This window comes from Neobacillus drentensis, assembly GCF_036962125.1.
GTDB lineage: Bacteria > Bacillota > Bacilli > Bacillales > Cytobacillaceae > Neobacillus > Neobacillus drentensis_B.
Map to the genome: position 1 here is coordinate 15,608 of NZ_JBALOA010000043.1, position 16,293 is coordinate 31,900.

The window sequence follows — 16,293 nt, forward strand, 5'->3', positions numbered from 1 at the left end:
AAATCATTCGTCTTTATCAAAACCAAGATGAACAGAATCCGCAATCCTTTCATAGCCAATTTCTCTATAAATCTTATTTGATGTCGGATTCATCATATCTGTGTAAAGAACGCAAAAGTCGAAGTCTTTGAGTAGTTCTCCTGAAATCTCCGTAACAAGTGTCCGAGCATATCCCTTTTTACGCTCTTCCTTCGGTGTAAAGACAAAACTAACGGTTACACCGTTCTTTGTCGGACGTGACTTCTTCATCATAGATACTATCTTTCCTTTATCCTCCCAAAGAAAAACCTCCCGTTCCTTTAAAAACATGGCAACACGTTTTTTCAAGTGCTCGATTGGCGAAATCGGCAATCCAGTATCACTTTCAAATAAGTTGAACCACTTCTCGATAAGTGAAGAATCACTTTCTTCTGCATAGCGCCAAGTACCAGGACTATGTTCAAGCGTTTCATTTACCTTATTTAATCGATACAATCCCTGATCCATAAGTAGTTGATGTGTTTTACCAGTTTTTATTTCCCATTTCTTCGCGAATTTGTATCCCCACGGTTTCAAACTGATGATTGAAGTAAAGTTAATTTCAAGTTCGACCATTATATTTATAAATACATCCATTATTTCTTCTAAACGGATTTCATCGACAAAAATAAGATTTAACGGATGCGGGGGTGTCATTTGGAAAAGAGCTAATACTCTTCCATCCTCCTCAATTGTCGCCATAAATGGATTCTCATAATTACCAGCTTTAATTGCTTGAAGTACACCCCAAAAAAGACTAAATACATCTTCCCTTTCCGATAAAATCGGTTCTATCTTTCTCTCAAAGTCATAAGCATTATCATAAACTTTAAATTTCATTTCCATTATTTATCCCTCCCTAAAATTGGATAAATTACTATTTCTATAAGTAATTTTATTTTACCTTTATTCTAAACAATTTGGACTAATTGCTGATCAAAGATTAATCTGGACTCTTTCACTAACACCTACTAACTTATATTCAAACTTCATTTTTTTAACATCCTTCTAGTTTATTTTGAAATACTTATAGCACTATAATTGAACTATACTGCCCCTCTAGTTGCAAAAGTAAAGCAGCCAATAATGGCGGATGGATCTTCAACTATTGCCTCCGTTAGTTTAATAGCTATTTATTTTCCAAAAATAAAGAAATACAGTGCTATTACATATATACAAATATATATCCAAGAACCTATTATCATTAAAAAATTAAAACATCCTTTATCTTTTCTATTTAGTAATACATTTAAACTGGCGAGTATTACCACTACAATAAATTTAGGTGACACCGCTAATTTTGACAAAAGTTCTGGAAAGGGAATTTCCATTAATTTATCATCCATATTTTTCTCCCCCAACTTAACTCTAATATAAGCATAATTATCTAATTTCTTGTTCAACTATCATGCCCGTTACTTCAATAAGAATAAGCCGCCGAAATGGCAGCTGGATCTTCAACTCTTGCACACGTTAGCTTAATAAGAGTCTTTATGGGAACCATTAAATTCGATACTTTTATCAATATCATCTAAGTCTAATTTACTTATATTATCGTCTTCAAGTTCTCCTATTACAGCAATCAATCTTAAATCTTTATTTGGCGTTCCTTTTAATATTGTTTTTGAACGAAAAGTGTCAAACCCGTTTTCTTCTGCAAGATATTCAGACAATAATTCTAATATATCATCCTCATTGTACTTAAAGACTTTTCTTTTATCTTTAACACTCAACTAAATCACTCACTGATTTTATTAAAGCCCTCTTTAGTTCAAAAAGAAAAAACTGCCGAAACAGCAGTTCAAATCTCTATTCGTGCACTCGTAACTACAATAGGAGAATTAACGTTACATGATCTTTAATTTCAACTAAAAATCTTAAACAATAAAAATATTCCTCCAATAATTATTGCTAACATCAAAAAAAGAAGAATTAAGCCTGGTAGACCTATATTTGAAAACATTTTTATCACCTCTCATCGGTAATTGCCGTATCCGTAATTAATACCAATGATAACCTAATGTTATTATCTATTGACAAAAAGTCTTGAAAATTTTGGTACAATTTTCTTCAACTACCTGCCACGTTAGCTTTATAAGAAGATGAATAAATCTTATCTCTATCAGTTTTGATCAATTTTATTCTTTACTATTAGGGCCTTCTTAAGTTTTAAAATGATCTTAAACACCCAATTAAAGAAGAAAAAGTTATATATAAATCCTAGAGAGCTAAAGGTTAGATCCCAACCGTCCCGATAAACAAAACCTTCAGCAGGAAAACCAAGGTGATACTCCCACAAATCTTTATCAACTTGATTATCAATTGTAGGAATGAAACTGAAAATAATTGTAGAAATAAGACTTAATATAGATAACCATTTCTTATCTCGGTTTATTTTTCCATAGAGGCTTAGTAATGCCATTATTATTAATGCGTTCATAGAAATCCCAAATAAAAAGTCAAGCACTCCTTCCAACTCATTCATCTAATACGCCTCGTTTCAAATATGGACAATTTAAGCGAAAGTGTTTCTATATATGTCAGCATATCGTCTGATTATTTGATTTTCTCAGCCAACTCCAAAATAATTCCCTCTGGACCACGCACGTAGCATAATTTATAACTTTCTTCATATTGCTGTATCTCACTAAAAATATCATTGCCCTTCGTTTTCAATTTGGCAACAACAGCATCAATATCCTCAACAGCAAATGCAATATGTCGGATACCTAGTGTATTTGCAAAGGGTTGCTGAACATCTTTTTCATCTGACGGCGAATAAAATTTGATTAGCTCAATCCATGTCTGACCTTCTGGCGTTCCCAATCCTACACACGCTACTTTAACGTCATTAAGGCCAACTGCATATCCCATCAAATCTCCTTCCATTTCCCATTCCCCTTTTACCTCAAGCCCAAAGTCGAGAAAAAACGCTTTCACTGCTGACAAATCATTTACGATTACACCCACATGATCTATTCTATTGATCTTCATATCCCACATCTCCTATGTTCTGTTTGTTTTACAATACTCCGATTCTTAGTTTCTTTTATTCGATGGTTTACTTCACAATTCCTTCATGCACTTAACTGCTTCGTTTGTATATAAGAAAAGAGCTGCCGTCGCAACTCCTTGTTGAACTCTCGCACCTGTTCGCGGAAGCCCCTTTTTATCTGAACAGGGAAACTATTAAATGTAAAACTCCATATGTGTTTTTTCCTTCCTATAATAATCCAGCCTGTCTTGTAAAGTACCTGTATGAAATTCAAACTTATGGCCATCAGGGTCAGTAAAGTAAATGGACTTTTTATCTTTTTCGTCTCTTGGACGACCTGAAAGGATGTGTACATTCAATTTCTCAAGTTTATGATACATATCATCAAACTCAGCTTCTTCTATTGAAAATGCAATATGTGTGTACGACTGGCTGATTTCATTACGGGGAATATCTTTTTGTTCATTAAGAGCAAGCCATATTCCATTCAAATCAAAATAGGCTGTACTTCTGCCCTTGACTACCAACTTTGCATCAAACACATTTCTAAAGAACTCTATCGATTCCTCTAAATTTGACACAGAAAATAAGAAATGATTAAGACCTTTTACGGACATAATTACACCTCAAAAGTAGATTTTTTAAAATTTCCATCATACAAAGGAAACAAATTTTTATTGAAGTATTCTACCCTTTCATCAATAAGAAAAAGCGATCCTTCGTTATTGAAACATCGCACCCGTTACTTTAGTTATATTGCTTCTCAAACTTTTCATCTTCCATATTTATTATGTAAACATCATTACCCCCTGTTCATTCAATATTACACGGTTATTTGCATACCCCATTATATATAAATACGCTGTGTAAGTGTTAAATGTTGATTTGTTACTATTAAATTAGGCTGCCATAAAATGACAGCAAAGCGGTTAATTTCCTTGTGATTAGAGTAGATTCTACTAAATTACCCTTGTTAGAATCAAAAAGCTTATCAAAAGAATTGACACACATAAATATGTAATATAACATACACCTATGATTACTATGCATAGAAATAGTATGTATTGGAAGGAGACTGTTATGAAGATTAGTAAAGAGTTGCTAAAAGGTAGTACCACTACTCTTATTTTAAGCCTACTTAATTCAAAACCAATGTATGGCTATGAAATTATTAAAGAGTTGGAAATGAAGTCTGAGGGAATTTTTAGTTTTAAAGAAGGAACGATTTATCCCATCCTGCACACCCTTGAAGATAAAGGACTGATTATTTCTTATTGGGAAGAAGGCCACGGGAAGAGAAAGAGAAAATATTATAATATCAATGGAAAAGGTAAGGAATTTATAAAGGAAAAAAAAGAAGAATGGTCAATCTTTAAGACTGCAGTGGACGAAGTGTTGAAAGGAGAGAAAATCGTATGGGATTAGAAATCGATTTTGAAGTATATATTAAAGAATTGTGTAAACAAATAAGAAATAAAGATGTACACTCTAGTATAAAACTTGAAATAAGTGATCATCTTCAGACACTTAAAGAGGAAGCCTTGCTTGCTGGACTCTCAGAAGAAGAGGCAATCGATCAAGCATTGGCTCGTATGGGAGATGTAAAGTTGCTTGGAAAGCAGCTTAACGTGACCCATAAAGCCCCAATGGATATCAAAACCATACTTCCAGTAATGATAGCTTCACTGTTTGGATTACTAGTAATGTATTATTTACAATTTCATTCTATTTTTACAGAGATTCAGGATATGAAAGTATTTAATAAAAGTCTTATCTTTTACTTGTTAGGAATTCTGCTGATGCTAAGCTTGTCTACGTTTGATTATAGAAAGTTATTAAAGTTCTCCAAACACCTATATGCGGGAACGGTCCTAATTCTATTAATAACTGTTCTTTTTGGTGTTAGAGTCGATGGTGTTCCTTTTTTAATCTTAGGTTTTGCTAATATTAATTTTACCGAGATTACTCCTTTTCTCCTGGTTATGTCCTTTGCTGGAATCTTTCATTCTTGGAATTGGAATGATTATCGAAAATCTTGGCTTGGAGTAGGTATTCTGGCATTACCTATCTTATTGTTATTAACAACAAGTGCCATAGCAACTTCTATCATTTGTATTATTGGCTGCACAGCCATTATGTTTGGATCTAGAGCCAGTTTTAAACAAGCAATAACATTCGCAGCAGCTGCCTCTATATGGCCAATCTTCAACCTGTTGGTTCTATCTCAAAATTATACATCGAACGGTACCAAGGATATTAAAAAATTAGGTGCATCTGATTTTATTGGAAATAGTCTTAATCTAACCCCAAATTTAATTTCTGAAGTACATACAGATTTTATATTCACGTACATCATCTATTCATTTGGCTGGTTAGCCGCGATTATTGCTTTCGTATTGGTTGTGTTTTTTATTTGGAGAATATTGAGTGCTGCGAAAAGCGTTAATTTCATTTATGGTAAAATGCTGGCTATAGGGTTGGCAGTAACCTTTGCAAGCCAATTTATACTAAGCATCCTGACAAACCTGGGCTTATCACCTTTACCTGGTGTAGCCATGCCATTCATGAGCTTTGGAGGCTCACATATATTGTTGGAGATGATTGCAGTAGGTCTGATTTTAAGCATATTCAGAAGACGAAAAGCAGCTGATAAACTCTGGTTGGACGTAAAAAATAATACCTAAACTATTATAGTGATATTCCCTTAATTCAATGAAAGGATGATATTAATGGTTTATTACATATTTTTGCATCACTACAATACATGGTATAAACCAATTATGGGTTCCATTTATTCCTCCACCACCGGTACCACCAGCTGCTGTTACCTATTGAAATCTGTTGAACAAAAGTTGTTTAAAATACCCATATTATACTAGGCAGCCGTAAAAGCAGCTAGATCTTTCAGGAAAGATCCCGATAGTATATGTATGCTTCACAAACACTTTTGGCTCCACAAAAAAACCGTCAGTAGAAAATGGAAAAGGCGATGCAACTTTAGGACATCGCCTCCTATTATGAACAGATACTGAATAAATTAATATCTATTTAATTATTTTTTAGAATAAGAGGAAAGACCCCGTCCGATAAGATTTGCAGAAACAGGCTTTCTTCCCAATTCTCTTGCCCAAATTGATAGTTGACCAATATGGTGAATTTCGTGAGCAATGGTATGTCTCATAATTTCGCCCCAAGTATCCGTTACAATTCTTCCATCTGGCATGGTATCGTAAAATAATTGATTTTCCATACTAGCATCCCAGTTGTTCACAAAGTTCTCCACTTCTAAATGAAATTCTGCGTCCAATTCTCGAACTTTATTCAAGCTTTTATAATTATCGAAACTCTCCTGAAAATCAGTCTTCCCCTGCAAGAGACGTATCCAGCTCCACTCGACATCAACAATATGGAAAAGTGTATGTAAAATATTTCCCATTCCACCCGTTCGGTTTTGCAAAAGCTCTTCTTCACTTAACTCTTCACACCAACGATACCAGTCTTCTCTAACCATCCAGTTATATCTAAAAAGTAATTGCAATAAAACCCCTCCATAATAAGAAAATAAATAACCGTACAAATATACTTTAGAAATATTAAAACATCTTATCATATTTAGATTTTGGAAGTTTTATACCCTCTTATTACATATCCTAAGAAATTGCAATTACTATTGAAAGCCTATGAGGTAAGCCAATCATTAGTGAGAGCAGACCTGCTCCTAAATCAGGCACGTATGCTGGATAATGAAAAGAACATCCCATTTCCCTACATTCCGAAAACCCCTTATGCACTGACGAATAAGGGGTTTCCAACAAAATCAATTAGAAAGCCCAATTCCCTTTACGAAAGATTGGCTCACGTGTACCATCAGGTAATTTACCATCAATATCCATATCCGCACAACCAATCATGAAATCAACATGAGTTATGCTCGAATTAAGTTCTACTTCCTCAAGCTGCTCCTCCGTCATTTTCTCTCCACCTTCAATACAGCTAGGGAAACCGAATCCTAATGCTAAATGGTTTGCAGCATTTTCATCAAATAATGTATTTAGGAAAAGTAGGTTTGTGTTAGAAATAGGTGAATCATGTGGAACCAGGGCTATTTCACCAAGATAATGGGAGCCTTCATCTGTTTCTACTAAGTTCTTTAATACTTCTTCTCCCTTCTTAGCTGTAATTTCAACAATACGACCATTTTCAAAAGTTAATTTGAACTCATCTATTAAATTACCTGCATAGCTAAGTGGTTTTTTACTCGAAACAAAACCATTAACACCTGAACGTAATGGCGAAGTGAATACTTCCTCCGTAGGCATATTCGCAACAAATGGAACACCATGTCGATTTTTGGTTCCACCACTTCTCCATAGATGGAGGGGATGAAGCTCAATCGTCAGATCTGTGCCTTCAGCTTTGTAATGTAACTTCTTATATTTCTTTTCATTCAAATAAGTAACTCTTTGGTGCAAGTTTCCAATATGATCTTTCCATGCCTTTACAGGTTCAACTTCCCCTATCCGTACTGAACTGAAGATTGCATCCCAAAGTTTGTCCAAACTATTCGTTTCCCCTGTAAAAACCTTATCTGCCCACGCTTGACTTGGAGCTGCGCAGATGACCCAACTAACATCATCATGCTGCTCACGCCATTTTACCATAGCTTCTCCGCTTACTTTTTGGTAATTCGCAATACGATTAGGATCAGCTTTGGACAATAAATCCGGATCGTCGGAAACTATAAATAAAAATGCCGAATCCTTATCAATCAACATCTCACGTTGAATTCGCTCCCATTCAGGAAACTCAGTAAAAACATCATCTGATGCTCTCAAATAGCGTGAAAGTGTGATTTCAGGATCAATATAGTCCACATACACATTTTTTGCACCTGCATTGTAAGCCTCGTGTGCGACAGCTCTAGCAAATGGAATCGTATCCACACTAGCTCTTACATAAAGGATTTGGTTCGGTTGAACGTTTAATCCCACTTTTACAACCAATTCTGCATAACTTTTTAATTTTTCCTCAAACGTTTTCAAAAATATCCCTCCATTCATTGTTATTTTATCAGAGTTGTTTGAAAAATTGTACTTTAGTAATGAATCGTGGCAGCGTCCCCATCTTTTGCTCAAGCACCCGTTAGCTTAACAAGAAAAAGCCGCCTAAAATGGCAGCTGGACTATAAATATTAGAATCATTTAATTTAATCAATCATTAACAGATTTGACTCAATATATTCTCTCTACTTTAATTATACAATTATTTGTATTTTTTTTATAGAGTGTTTTTTTTGTTATTCCTACATTATACTGAACTCTAAATACAAATCTAAAAATAGAAGAGGTGTATCTGTATGAAAGACAAAAAAGATGTCTTAGATAATGGACCTTTTTTTCATGGTACTAAAGCCGAATTAAAAATTGGTGATTTATTAGAACCGCAATACTTATCAAATTACCAAGAAAAAAAATCTAACCATATATACTTTACTGCAACATTAAATGCTGCCAAATGGGGGGCTGAATTAGCAAAATCTAATTCAAAGGAAAGAATCTACATTGTAGAACCATTAGGAGATTTTGAAAATGATCCTAACTTAACTGATAAAAGATTTCCTGGAAACCCAACACGCTCATATAGATCTAAATCACCTCTAAAAATAATAGCTGAATTAGCTTCATGGGAAAGACACTCCGATGAAGAGATAAATCATATGCTTACATCTTTAAAGAAATTAAGTGAAGAAGGAAAAAATGTGATATACGATTAATTTTCGAATATACACTTCCCCTCAATGAGGGGTTTTTTTCTTTTTGAATAGTTAGAATATTCTTTACCAATCATTCTAAAAATGATAAAATTTGTTAAAAGGGGTGAAAAAAATCGCTAGATACAAAGAATTTGATGAAGCCAGTTTTACGAAAGGCAATGGTCCTTTCTTGGAGAAATGGATATGAAAAAACGTCTATAACAGATTTAGTAGACTTATCATTGATTCCACTTTAGCGTATTTAGATTAACAATTTTAGAATGAACGTTCTAAAATTGTAATGATTTTGTCTAATCTTTTTTATTGAATATGGAGGGTGAAAGAATGAATCATTCAGAGGTTTTAAAAAAAATTGCGGCCGGTGAATTACCTGGACCTCCTGTTGCGGAGGTATTAGGTTTTAACGTAACCGAAGTGGAAGTGGGCAGAGTTGTAGTTGAAATCGATGCAACTGAAAGGTTACATAATCCAATGGGTACGCTACACGGCGGAATTTTATGTGACATAGCCGATGCTGCAATGGGCTTAGCATTTGTAACTACATTAGCTGAGGAAGAACTTTTTACGACAATGGAAATTAAATTAAATTTCCTAAAACCTATTTATAAATCTAGACTTCGAGCTGAGGGAAAATTAATAAAAAAAGGTTCTTCAGTCGGATTGCTGGAGTGTCATGTATATGATGAAAAACAAAGTCTCGTGGCACATTCTACAAGTACATGTATGATTTTGAAGGGTAACCCTACCGGAAAAAGATTGAGAATATAATATAATAATCAATCTCTTGTCCCGTTTGCGACATAAATAAAAAGCTACCCAATTGGTTGCTATATCTATATAAGGAAGCACATTATTGTTCAACAAGAGTTCTTCCATGTATTTAAATTTTGGATTAGAAGGTTACAATAACCTTTCCTTGTGAGTGTCCAGTAGAAACTTTTATTAATGCTTTGTTAATGTCATTAAAATTATAAATTGAATCAATAGAAGGAGTGATATTTTCTTTTTCAACAAGATTTGTGATTCTTTGTAATTGACTGCCATTTGCATGCACGAATAAAAATCGATATTCATTTTTATGTTTACGTGCTAAAGAATCTACGCGAGCACCCACTAAACCAAACAATAATTTTTTCCACATTGGAAAATTATTTTCAACTGCAAAGCGATAATTTGGTACTGCTTTCAATGATACTAACTTTCCTTGAGGTTTTAAGATACCAAGTTCTGCTTTTATCTCTTTTGTTCCCAAGGTGTCGATAACATAATCTATATCAGATAGAACGTTTGCATAGTTTTCCTCATGATAATTTATGAACCTATCAGCACCAATTGAAAGTGTACGAGATCTACCTCTTTCACTGCCGCTTGTTATAACATATAACCCCATTGATTTGGCGATAGGGATTGCCATAACACCAAAGCCGCCGGTTCCTCCAGGGATAAATAGCTTTTTGTTTGGCTGAGCATTGAGTACGTCATTTAATGCTTGATAAGCAGTCAAAGCTGTGAGAGGAACAGCGGCTGCTTCAATAAAGGATAGATTTTTAGGCATTATGGATATGGCATCTTCATTGACGACCGCATATTCAGCAAAAGCTCCAATTTGATTAACTGGCAACCTCGTATAGATGTGGTCACCAACTTGGAAGTTCTCAACGTCTTTTCCAACAGCCTCAATAACACCAGATAGTTCATTTCCTAAAGTTAATGGTAAATCATAATCAGAAATCAAACGAATACTTCCATTTAAGATGAGGATATCTAATGGATTAACACCTGCTGCTTTTACTTTAACGAGTACATCCTGGCTGTTAATTTCTGGTATTTTAATATCATTCAATTCCACTTGAGTTTCTTTTGAATATTTCTGCATTTGAGCAGCTCTCATTTTTTCATCCTCTTCCTTTACAATTTCCGTTACCACCAAAGACTGTTTTACGGTCTGCTTCATTTAAGTATACATGTGTCCTTTTACCTTTTGTTTGAAATCTCAGGCAAATCACTGTATTAGTAATTTGTATTAGGAGAGATGTGGGTATATCGCAGATACACCACCGGCAAGATTTTTTTGGATCTTTCGGCTCACGTCATCAGCAACAATTTCAAAGCTGTCGGATTCTAATCCATCAACAGCAATTTTTGCGATATCCTCAGGGTTGGATTTGGGAACTTCTAAGCTCGATGTCATGTCTGTCTCCATGAATCCTACATGCAGTCCAGATACTCTCACATTTTGAGGATAGAGATTTAAACGTAGGTCGTTTGTCAATGCCCACTCTGCCGCCTTTGCAGCTGTATAAGCGCCAACAGTTCCCGAACTGACCCAAGATAATGCGGAAAGAATATTCAGAATCGTTCCTCCCCCATTATTTGATAGAATCGGTGCAAAAGTACGAACCATGGAGAGTGTACCAAAGAAATGCGTATTAAACTCCAAATGTATTTTATCGAGATCACCGTCAATCAAAGAAGCACCTGTAGACGATCCTGCATTGTTAATCAATAGCGTAACATCCTTAGCGACCATAGCAGCTGCAGCTACCTCTTGAGGGTTGGTAATATCAAGCTTTACAGGAATTACACCTGGAATGTCAATGGACTCCGGATTTCGGGCACCAGCATAAATCTTAGCCCCTCTTGATAGAAGTTCAAGTGCTAAGTGGCGTCCAAAACCTCGGTTCGCGCCTGTGACAAATGCGACTTGTTCAGAAATTTTCATTTTTATGTGCTCCTTTTATTATTTAATTTTGGTACAACAAAATGTCTTCCTCCTCAAAACTATGGAAGGACTTTCCTTAAGGAGGAAGGTTGGACATATGCAAGTCCACTTTACGAGAATGGTCATTCTAAAAAGCTCAAAAGAATGTCCCTTCAAGAGAGAGAGATTTTTAAGTAAGGCTAAACTCATATACAAGAACGATCATTCTAAAAAGTGCAAAAGAATGACTCCTTCAAGGGAGAGAGCTTTAAGTAAGGCAAGACTCATATACGAGAACGATCATTCTAAAAAAACGTATAAGCAATTATATGTTCATAGGAGTAAGCTTTACTACAACTCAGGCTTACTCTTATAATAACTATTTATCTAAAAGTTTTATCGATAAGTTGGCTATACGGTGTAGTTTTTCTTTGGGCATGGAGGTTCTTGTCATTACCCTTAACCCAACACATACAGTATGCAAATGTTCCGCCATTTCGCCGGCATCGTTATCTGAGGTAAATTCTCCCTCGTCCTGCCCCCAAATAATAATATCCTTGAATAGCTGCTCTGATAGTGTGAACGATTCTGTGGACTTTGAATCCACATCGACATCGCGCATTGCCAATTCCACAGCAGAATTCACCATTAAACAGCCTGAAGGCGAATTCTCTTCATCATATATCATGTAATTAAAAATAAACTTAAGAGCCTCCGCTGCAGTCTTTGACCGTTTAACTTCTCCCGTAAGCTCAGCACTGACTTTATCGCGAAATCGATCCATAGCTTTCAAAAACAGCGTATGTTTGTCGCCAAATGTGTCGTACAAACTCCTGCGATGGATTCCCATATGCTCAACCAAATCTGACAAGGATGTCTTCTCATAACCTTGCTCCCAAAAGAGCTTCATCGCCTTGTCTAATACTTCGTTCTCTTCGAATTCTTTGCTTCTTGCCATTCTATTTTCCTCCTCCCATTTCAATATAACATAATGAGAACGTTCGGTAAAGAAAGTAAGTTGATAATACTTAATCTAAATATTGCTAAATGCAGAAAACTATCTTAAGCTTAAATATTATAAAATTGCAAGAGAGTACCTCATCAAAAGACAGTTGGTTTGAACACATTGCAATCACTGCTGGTTCACCGGAATGGTTGGAAACAGTATCGGATGAGGAATATAACAAAAACTCAACATTCAATTGTTTTGGATGTGTTTGTGGTTTTAGAAAGAAATTCTTTTCAATAACTTTGTGAAGAAATGTACTTAAACAATATATATAAGGAGGATACAAATGGACATTCATGATTTCTTAGAGTATTTGAACCAAGGTAAAGTAGTTGAGGGCGGTTCGGAAATACACCAAATGATGCATAAAGTCTCGCAAGAAGCATTGAAATTAACTTCCGAGTTGAACGGACAATATCATACCCCTGAAAAAATTCGGGAGCTGTTTTCTCTGTTGATAGGCAAGAACGTAGACAATACTTTTGCTTTGTTTCCTCCTTTTTATACGGACTGTGGGAAGAACATTACTGTCGGTAAAAACGTCTTTATCAATTCGGGCTGCCGCTTTCAGGATCAGGGCGGCATTACAATTGATGATGGAGTCCTTATCGGGCACAATGTCGTGCTGGCGACCCTAAATCATGATATTAATCCGAAAAATCGCAGCACCATGCATCCTGCACCAATTGTAATCGGTAAAAATGTCTGGATTGGAGCAAATGCCACTATCATACCTGGTGTGACCATCGGTGAAGGGTCCATCATTGCAGCGGGTGCAGTTGTGACCAAGGATGTTCCTGCAAATGTCATTGTTGGTGGAGTGCCTGCTAAAATCATCAAAATTATTGAAACCGATTAAGGGTAATCCTCAGCTTTTTTAGTCCCCCTATCCCTTCTCCGTATAAGAAAAAGATATTGAAGTGGGAAGATTTATACAGAGAAACTCTTGTGCTTATAAAACGTTGCGAATTTTGGTTTTAGACCGAGGGCGGGATGATATAAAAAAGCTGAAAATATGCAAGAAATCAATAAAAACTAGCATATCTTCAACTTTTTATAAACAAAGCACCCGTTTATTTAGGTACATCTTTTTACAAACTAAAAACCTTGGTCACTTGTAATTTCAACGCCATTAGGGTCAACAATTGGTGATGTGTTAAGGTTTTTTATTACCGCCTTTTTGATTGTTACCACTTCTCCAACTTCTGAACTAATGTTAAATGCAGAATTACCGAACAAAGAAAAAAGGTCGCTTTCTAATCCTCCTTTTATTGTTGTTAATTTTAATCCCTGGATTTTCTCCTGGTGATTAAAGGAATCTACTGCATTTTCATAGGTTTGAAGTTCAATTCTAAAATTGTATGGCGTTGCAATAAAGGTTCGACGTTCCCCTTTATCAACCTCCCAATTCATTTTTGTTGCATTTTCACATATATCACCTTGTTCTTCTTCTGAAACTAAAAGGCCAATATGGTCAAACATAATCTTCTTTCCAAAACCAAAAGTAATATTTACTGCTCCTTTTCTTGCCTCTATAATACGAAAAAGAATTTTTTTTTCACGAAAATCATCCCACGTTAATGGAGGATTAAAGGCTTGAAAATCGCCATTGTATTTTCCTATGCGTTGTGAAATACGGAATCCGTTTTCTAAATAAAATTTTTCTGTTTCTTCTACATATGGGGTCCAAAAATGATAATGAAAAAGCATAAGATCTCCTTTTATAAAAATATATTTCTATTATGTATTCGATACAAAAAATCGGATTTCCTTGTTGAATTAACCTGCCCATAAGTTCAATAATCAAAAAGCTGGCTTGTGCGATTAAAGCATAACAAACGAATAAGAAATGACTAGGTACCTTGGTCATTTTATCTTAAGGCAGTGACATTTGGAGCCGTATCTACATAGGATGGCAGAAGCGGAGGTGTCATGAATGAAGAAATGGTTAAAAGCTGTCATTTTGATCTACCTTTCCCTTCTGTTTTTTGGCAGTTTCCTTGCTGTCGGTATGTTGGGTACCGGTGCACTAGAAAATTATTTTCCATTCATTTCTGATATCAAAGTCTTTTTGTACTATTTTTTCGCTGGGGCCATCGGCGGTTCCCTTAGGCATCTATATATGTTCTGTACTCACTATATGGAAGACGAATTACAAGATTATCGAAAATGGATTATGTATATTTTTTATCCGATCTTTGCTACTGGTACGGCAGTCGTGGCCGTTACTCTTATCCAAAGCGGTATACTTTTAGTTCAGTTTACGGATTATCAAGATACTCCGTATGCACCGATTAGCATTGCTTTCTTTGTAGGATTTGGGTTTAATCGCTTTGTCAATAAGCTTAACACCGTTTCTAAAGATATTTTTCAGACGAATAACAAAAAAAGGAATAAAACCGAAGAAGCAAGTGAAGAAATGGAGGAGGCCTCTAGCGAACAAATGGTAAGCCCCAACAGTTCTACCCACCAAAAATAAAAAAGGCCGTCATGTGAAAAGTCACATGCTGGCAATTGGTTTTATCCATTATCTTTGTTTCAAATTTAATATTGATTAAATTTCTATGCTATGTGTTCTGTTTTATTGATTACCTTGAAATATCGGTCCCACAGGGCCACTCTATGTTACCTGAACCTTTAATTCTCCCTAGTTTTGGGCACGTAGGGCCACTCTACGTTACCTGAACCTTTAATTCTCCCTAGTTTTGGGCACGTAGGGCCACTCTACGTTACCCAAACCCTTAATTCTGCTTAGTTTTGGGCACAAGAAAACGAGTTCTAACCGATGGGCAAGAACGGCACAAAGGTACGGGATTGGTTATATCGCAGCTCTTTTTACAGGGGTTATTTTTGGGATCTTGTTAAGATTGGTTATGGGAATCATTGCTTTTTTCTTTCCTCCACTTGCGAGTGGATTTCATTTATCGGGAACACTGTTAATCGTCATACTCGGTATTGCAGTTACCTTAGCAAACAGTATTTTATACACCCTCATTTTCCATCGTTCAAGAAAAAAATGGTTGGTTAAAGGGTTATTATTCGGTTTATTCTTATTAATTATCTATGGTACTCCATTGTTTTTGTCCAATCCTGACAATGAATTGTTTGGGCCACAAGCACCGTTAGGAATCACTTTATTTTCCATCTCGTTTTTTATTGGTTCTCTTACTCTTGCATTCCTAATTGAGTACATGACGGACTGGTTCGACCAATCAAGGGGCAGGCTGAAACTTGCCTTTATCAGTTTTGTTATTCTTTCCATCCCAGCAATAATCATTCTAGGATCGATGTATGTCGAGATTTTCACTGAAATGCTGCCGAAAATATTAAACAACTAACAAAATCGGTGGAACGGGAAATCAGAAAATGGGGCCATACCCTCAGGGCGGAGGATCTGACCCTATCTTTGTTTGTCTATCCCTTGATATTTACTATCAGTCTTCGTGTTTTGTATCTATGTATTGTTTCCAAGCGGTAATCCCGCCCTCAAGTAAGGTAACTTGGTAATCTTTTTGGGATAAAATTTCTGCACATTTTCTGGCCGAATTTCCGGTAGTACATGTTACGACAATCTCACCGTTTTTTGGTAAAGATTGCAGCCCTTCTTCTCCATTCCCCTCAAGATCAAAAATTATATTCTTAGGGATATTCTGATTCTTGATATTTGGATCTGTAATATGATACTCATTGTACTTTTCCTCAGCACGTACATCGAGGAGGAAGATAGGTTCCTTTTTTTGAAGCTTCTCATCAAGAGCTTTCGGTGAAATTACTTTAAGCGCCATGTTCATAACCCC

20 protein-coding genes and 1 pseudogene are annotated in these 16,293 nt (G+C 35.6%); 8 read left to right on the top strand and 13 right to left on the bottom strand.

The features are described 5' to 3' along the window. Positions 1 to 3 precede the first annotated feature (3 nt). From V7121_RS24250 to fosM, 6 genes are all read right to left on the bottom strand, one after another. Positions 4 to 864, bottom strand: coding sequence for a GNAT family N-acetyltransferase (locus tag V7121_RS24250; RefSeq protein ID WP_335495869.1), 861 nt, complete (start codon positions 862 to 864; stop codon positions 4 to 6). Positions 865 to 1,151: 287 nt separating this feature from the next. Then, entirely contained in the window at positions 1,152 to 1,364 is a 213-nt protein-coding gene (locus V7121_RS24255) for a hypothetical protein (RefSeq protein WP_335495868.1), read from the bottom strand. Positions 1,365 to 1,496: 132 nt separating this feature from the next. Further along, complete coding sequence (locus V7121_RS24260; RefSeq protein WP_335548156.1) at positions 1,497 to 1,751, bottom strand: hypothetical protein; 255 nt, start codon at positions 1,749 to 1,751, stop codon at positions 1,497 to 1,499. Between the two features lie 389 nt (positions 1,752 to 2,140). Continuing rightward, positions 2,141 to 2,503 carry a hypothetical protein gene (locus V7121_RS24265; RefSeq protein WP_335548158.1) on the bottom strand — a complete coding sequence of 121 codons (363 nt, stop codon included), beginning with the start codon at positions 2,501 to 2,503 and terminating at the stop codon, positions 2,141 to 2,143. A 71-nt stretch (positions 2,504 to 2,574) separates the two neighbouring features. Beyond that, positions 2,575 to 3,012 (bottom strand): VOC family protein, encoded by a 438-nt coding sequence (locus tag V7121_RS24270; protein WP_335548160.1) that lies wholly within the window; start codon positions 3,010 to 3,012, stop codon positions 2,575 to 2,577. A gap of 195 nt (positions 3,013 to 3,207) precedes the next feature. Further along, positions 3,208 to 3,630 carry a FosM family fosfomycin resistance protein gene (gene fosM, locus V7121_RS24275; protein WP_335548162.1) on the bottom strand — a complete coding sequence of 141 codons (423 nt, stop codon included), beginning with the start codon at positions 3,628 to 3,630 and terminating at the stop codon, positions 3,208 to 3,210. Between the two features lie 463 nt (positions 3,631 to 4,093). Here fosM and V7121_RS24280 point away from each other — a divergent pair, with 463 nt between their 5' ends. Both V7121_RS24280 and V7121_RS24285 read left to right on the top strand, forming a co-directional pair. Continuing rightward, positions 4,094 to 4,438 (top strand): PadR family transcriptional regulator, encoded by a 345-nt coding sequence (locus V7121_RS24280; RefSeq protein WP_283864645.1) that lies wholly within the window; start codon positions 4,094 to 4,096, stop codon positions 4,436 to 4,438. Further along, a complete protein-coding gene (locus V7121_RS24285) occupies positions 4,429 to 5,697 on the top strand; it encodes an FtsW/RodA/SpoVE family cell cycle protein (RefSeq protein ID WP_335548165.1) in 1,269 nt (422 codons plus the stop codon). Before V7121_RS24280 ends, V7121_RS24285 begins: the two co-directional genes overlap by 10 nt. Before the next feature lie 368 nt (positions 5,698 to 6,065). Here the strand turns inward: V7121_RS24285 and V7121_RS24290 are convergent, their stop codons facing one another. Both V7121_RS24290 and V7121_RS24295 read right to left on the bottom strand, forming a co-directional pair. Continuing rightward, positions 6,066 to 6,551: a DinB family protein gene (locus V7121_RS24290; RefSeq protein WP_335495853.1), complete on the bottom strand. Its 486-nt coding sequence runs from the start codon at positions 6,549 to 6,551 to the stop codon at positions 6,066 to 6,068. A 283-nt stretch (positions 6,552 to 6,834) separates the two neighbouring features. Next, complete coding sequence (locus tag V7121_RS24295; RefSeq protein WP_335548167.1) at positions 6,835 to 8,055, bottom strand: aminopeptidase; 1,221 nt, start codon at positions 8,053 to 8,055, stop codon at positions 6,835 to 6,837. A 314-nt stretch (positions 8,056 to 8,369) separates the two neighbouring features. Between V7121_RS24295 and arr the strand changes: the two genes are divergently transcribed. From arr to V7121_RS24305, 3 genes and pseudogenes are all read left to right on the top strand, one after another. Then, the gene (arr, locus tag V7121_RS24300) at positions 8,370 to 8,786 is read left to right on the top strand and encodes an NAD(+)--rifampin ADP-ribosyltransferase (protein WP_335493717.1); all 417 of its coding nucleotides are present in this window, start codon (positions 8,370 to 8,372) and stop codon (positions 8,784 to 8,786) included. 112 nt (positions 8,787 to 8,898) lie between these two features. Further along, positions 8,899 to 9,001 (top strand): annotated as a pseudogene (locus V7121_RS25035) (TetR/AcrR family transcriptional regulator); the annotation flags it as partial. 109 nt (positions 9,002 to 9,110) lie between these two features. Then, entirely contained in the window at positions 9,111 to 9,554 is a 444-nt protein-coding gene (locus tag V7121_RS24305) for a PaaI family thioesterase (RefSeq protein ID WP_335548169.1), read from the top strand. 124 nt (positions 9,555 to 9,678) lie between these two features. Here the strand turns inward: V7121_RS24305 and V7121_RS24310 are convergent, their stop codons facing one another. The 3 genes from V7121_RS24310 to V7121_RS24320 form a co-directional block, all read right to left on the bottom strand. Then, complete coding sequence (locus tag V7121_RS24310; RefSeq protein WP_335548171.1) at positions 9,679 to 10,677, bottom strand: NADP-dependent oxidoreductase; 999 nt, start codon at positions 10,675 to 10,677, stop codon at positions 9,679 to 9,681. 132 nt (positions 10,678 to 10,809) lie between these two features. After that, a complete protein-coding gene (locus V7121_RS24315; RefSeq protein ID WP_335548173.1) occupies positions 10,810 to 11,508 on the bottom strand; it encodes an SDR family oxidoreductase in 699 nt (232 codons plus the stop codon). Between the two features lie 358 nt (positions 11,509 to 11,866). Next, a complete protein-coding gene (locus tag V7121_RS24320; RefSeq protein WP_335548175.1) occupies positions 11,867 to 12,445 on the bottom strand; it encodes a TetR/AcrR family transcriptional regulator in 579 nt (192 codons plus the stop codon). Positions 12,446 to 12,782: 337 nt separating this feature from the next. On the opposite strand from V7121_RS24320, the gene V7121_RS24325 reads away from it, so the two are divergent. Beyond that, positions 12,783 to 13,355, top strand: coding sequence for a sugar O-acetyltransferase (locus tag V7121_RS24325; protein WP_335493723.1), 573 nt, complete (start codon positions 12,783 to 12,785; stop codon positions 13,353 to 13,355). Positions 13,356 to 13,594: 239 nt separating this feature from the next. On the opposite strand, the gene V7121_RS24330 is transcribed toward V7121_RS24325, so the two are convergent. Then, entirely contained in the window at positions 13,595 to 14,206 is a 612-nt protein-coding gene (locus tag V7121_RS24330; protein WP_335548177.1) for a hypothetical protein, read from the bottom strand. A gap of 226 nt (positions 14,207 to 14,432) precedes the next feature. Between V7121_RS24330 and V7121_RS24335 the strand changes: the two genes are divergently transcribed. Both V7121_RS24335 and V7121_RS24340 read left to right on the top strand, forming a co-directional pair. Beyond that, positions 14,433 to 14,975, top strand: coding sequence for a hypothetical protein (locus V7121_RS24335; protein ID WP_335548178.1), 543 nt, complete (start codon positions 14,433 to 14,435; stop codon positions 14,973 to 14,975). A gap of 379 nt (positions 14,976 to 15,354) precedes the next feature. Continuing rightward, entirely contained in the window at positions 15,355 to 15,834 is a 480-nt protein-coding gene (locus V7121_RS24340) for a hypothetical protein (RefSeq protein ID WP_335548180.1), read from the top strand. A gap of 96 nt (positions 15,835 to 15,930) precedes the next feature. Here the strand turns inward: V7121_RS24340 and V7121_RS24345 are convergent, their stop codons facing one another. Continuing rightward, on the bottom strand, positions 15,931 to 16,281 hold the full coding sequence (locus V7121_RS24345; protein WP_335493730.1) for a rhodanese-like domain-containing protein: 351 nt from the start codon (positions 16,279 to 16,281) through the stop codon (positions 15,931 to 15,933). Positions 16,282 to 16,293 lie beyond the last annotated feature (12 nt).

Bases quoted from the DNA above. Each gene is read 5' to 3' on its own strand.
- V7121_RS24265 (WP_335548158.1), bottom strand. From the start codon at position 2,503: ATGAATGAGTTGGAAGGAGTGCTTGACTTTTTATTTGGGATTTCTATG.
- V7121_RS24255 (WP_335495868.1), bottom strand. From the start codon at position 1,364: ATGGATGATAAATTAATGGAAATTCCCTTTCCAGAACTTTTGTCAAAA.
- V7121_RS24270 (WP_335548160.1), bottom strand. From the start codon at position 3,012: ATGAAGATCAATAGAATAGATCATGTGGGTGTAATCGTAAATGATTTG.
- V7121_RS24315 (WP_335548173.1), bottom strand. From the start codon at position 11,508: ATGAAAATTTCTGAACAAGTCGCATTTGTCACAGGCGCGAACCGAGGT.
- V7121_RS24345 (WP_335493730.1), bottom strand. From the start codon at position 16,281: ATGGCGCTTAAAGTAATTTCACCGAAAGCTCTTGATGAGAAGCTTCAA.
- fosM (WP_335548162.1), bottom strand. From the start codon at position 3,630: ATGTCCGTAAAAGGTCTTAATCATTTCTTATTTTCTGTGTCAAATTTA.
- V7121_RS24305 (WP_335548169.1), top strand. From the start codon at position 9,111: ATGAATCATTCAGAGGTTTTAAAAAAAATTGCGGCCGGTGAATTACCT.
- V7121_RS24280 (WP_283864645.1), top strand. From the start codon at position 4,094: ATGAAGATTAGTAAAGAGTTGCTAAAAGGTAGTACCACTACTCTTATT.
- V7121_RS24320 (WP_335548175.1), bottom strand. From the start codon at position 12,445: ATGGCAAGAAGCAAAGAATTCGAAGAGAACGAAGTATTAGACAAGGCG.
- V7121_RS24310 (WP_335548171.1), bottom strand. From the start codon at position 10,677: ATGAGAGCTGCTCAAATGCAGAAATATTCAAAAGAAACTCAAGTGGAA.
- V7121_RS24325 (WP_335493723.1), top strand. From the start codon at position 12,783: ATGGACATTCATGATTTCTTAGAGTATTTGAACCAAGGTAAAGTAGTT.
- V7121_RS24330 (WP_335548177.1), bottom strand. From the start codon at position 14,206: ATGCTTTTTCATTATCATTTTTGGACCCCATATGTAGAAGAAACAGAA.
- arr (WP_335493717.1), top strand. From the start codon at position 8,370: ATGAAAGACAAAAAAGATGTCTTAGATAATGGACCTTTTTTTCATGGT.
- V7121_RS24285 (WP_335548165.1), top strand. From the start codon at position 4,429: ATGGGATTAGAAATCGATTTTGAAGTATATATTAAAGAATTGTGTAAA.
- V7121_RS24335 (WP_335548178.1), top strand. From the start codon at position 14,433: ATGAAGAAATGGTTAAAAGCTGTCATTTTGATCTACCTTTCCCTTCTG.
- V7121_RS24250 (WP_335495869.1), bottom strand. From the start codon at position 864: ATGGAAATGAAATTTAAAGTTTATGATAATGCTTATGACTTTGAGAGA.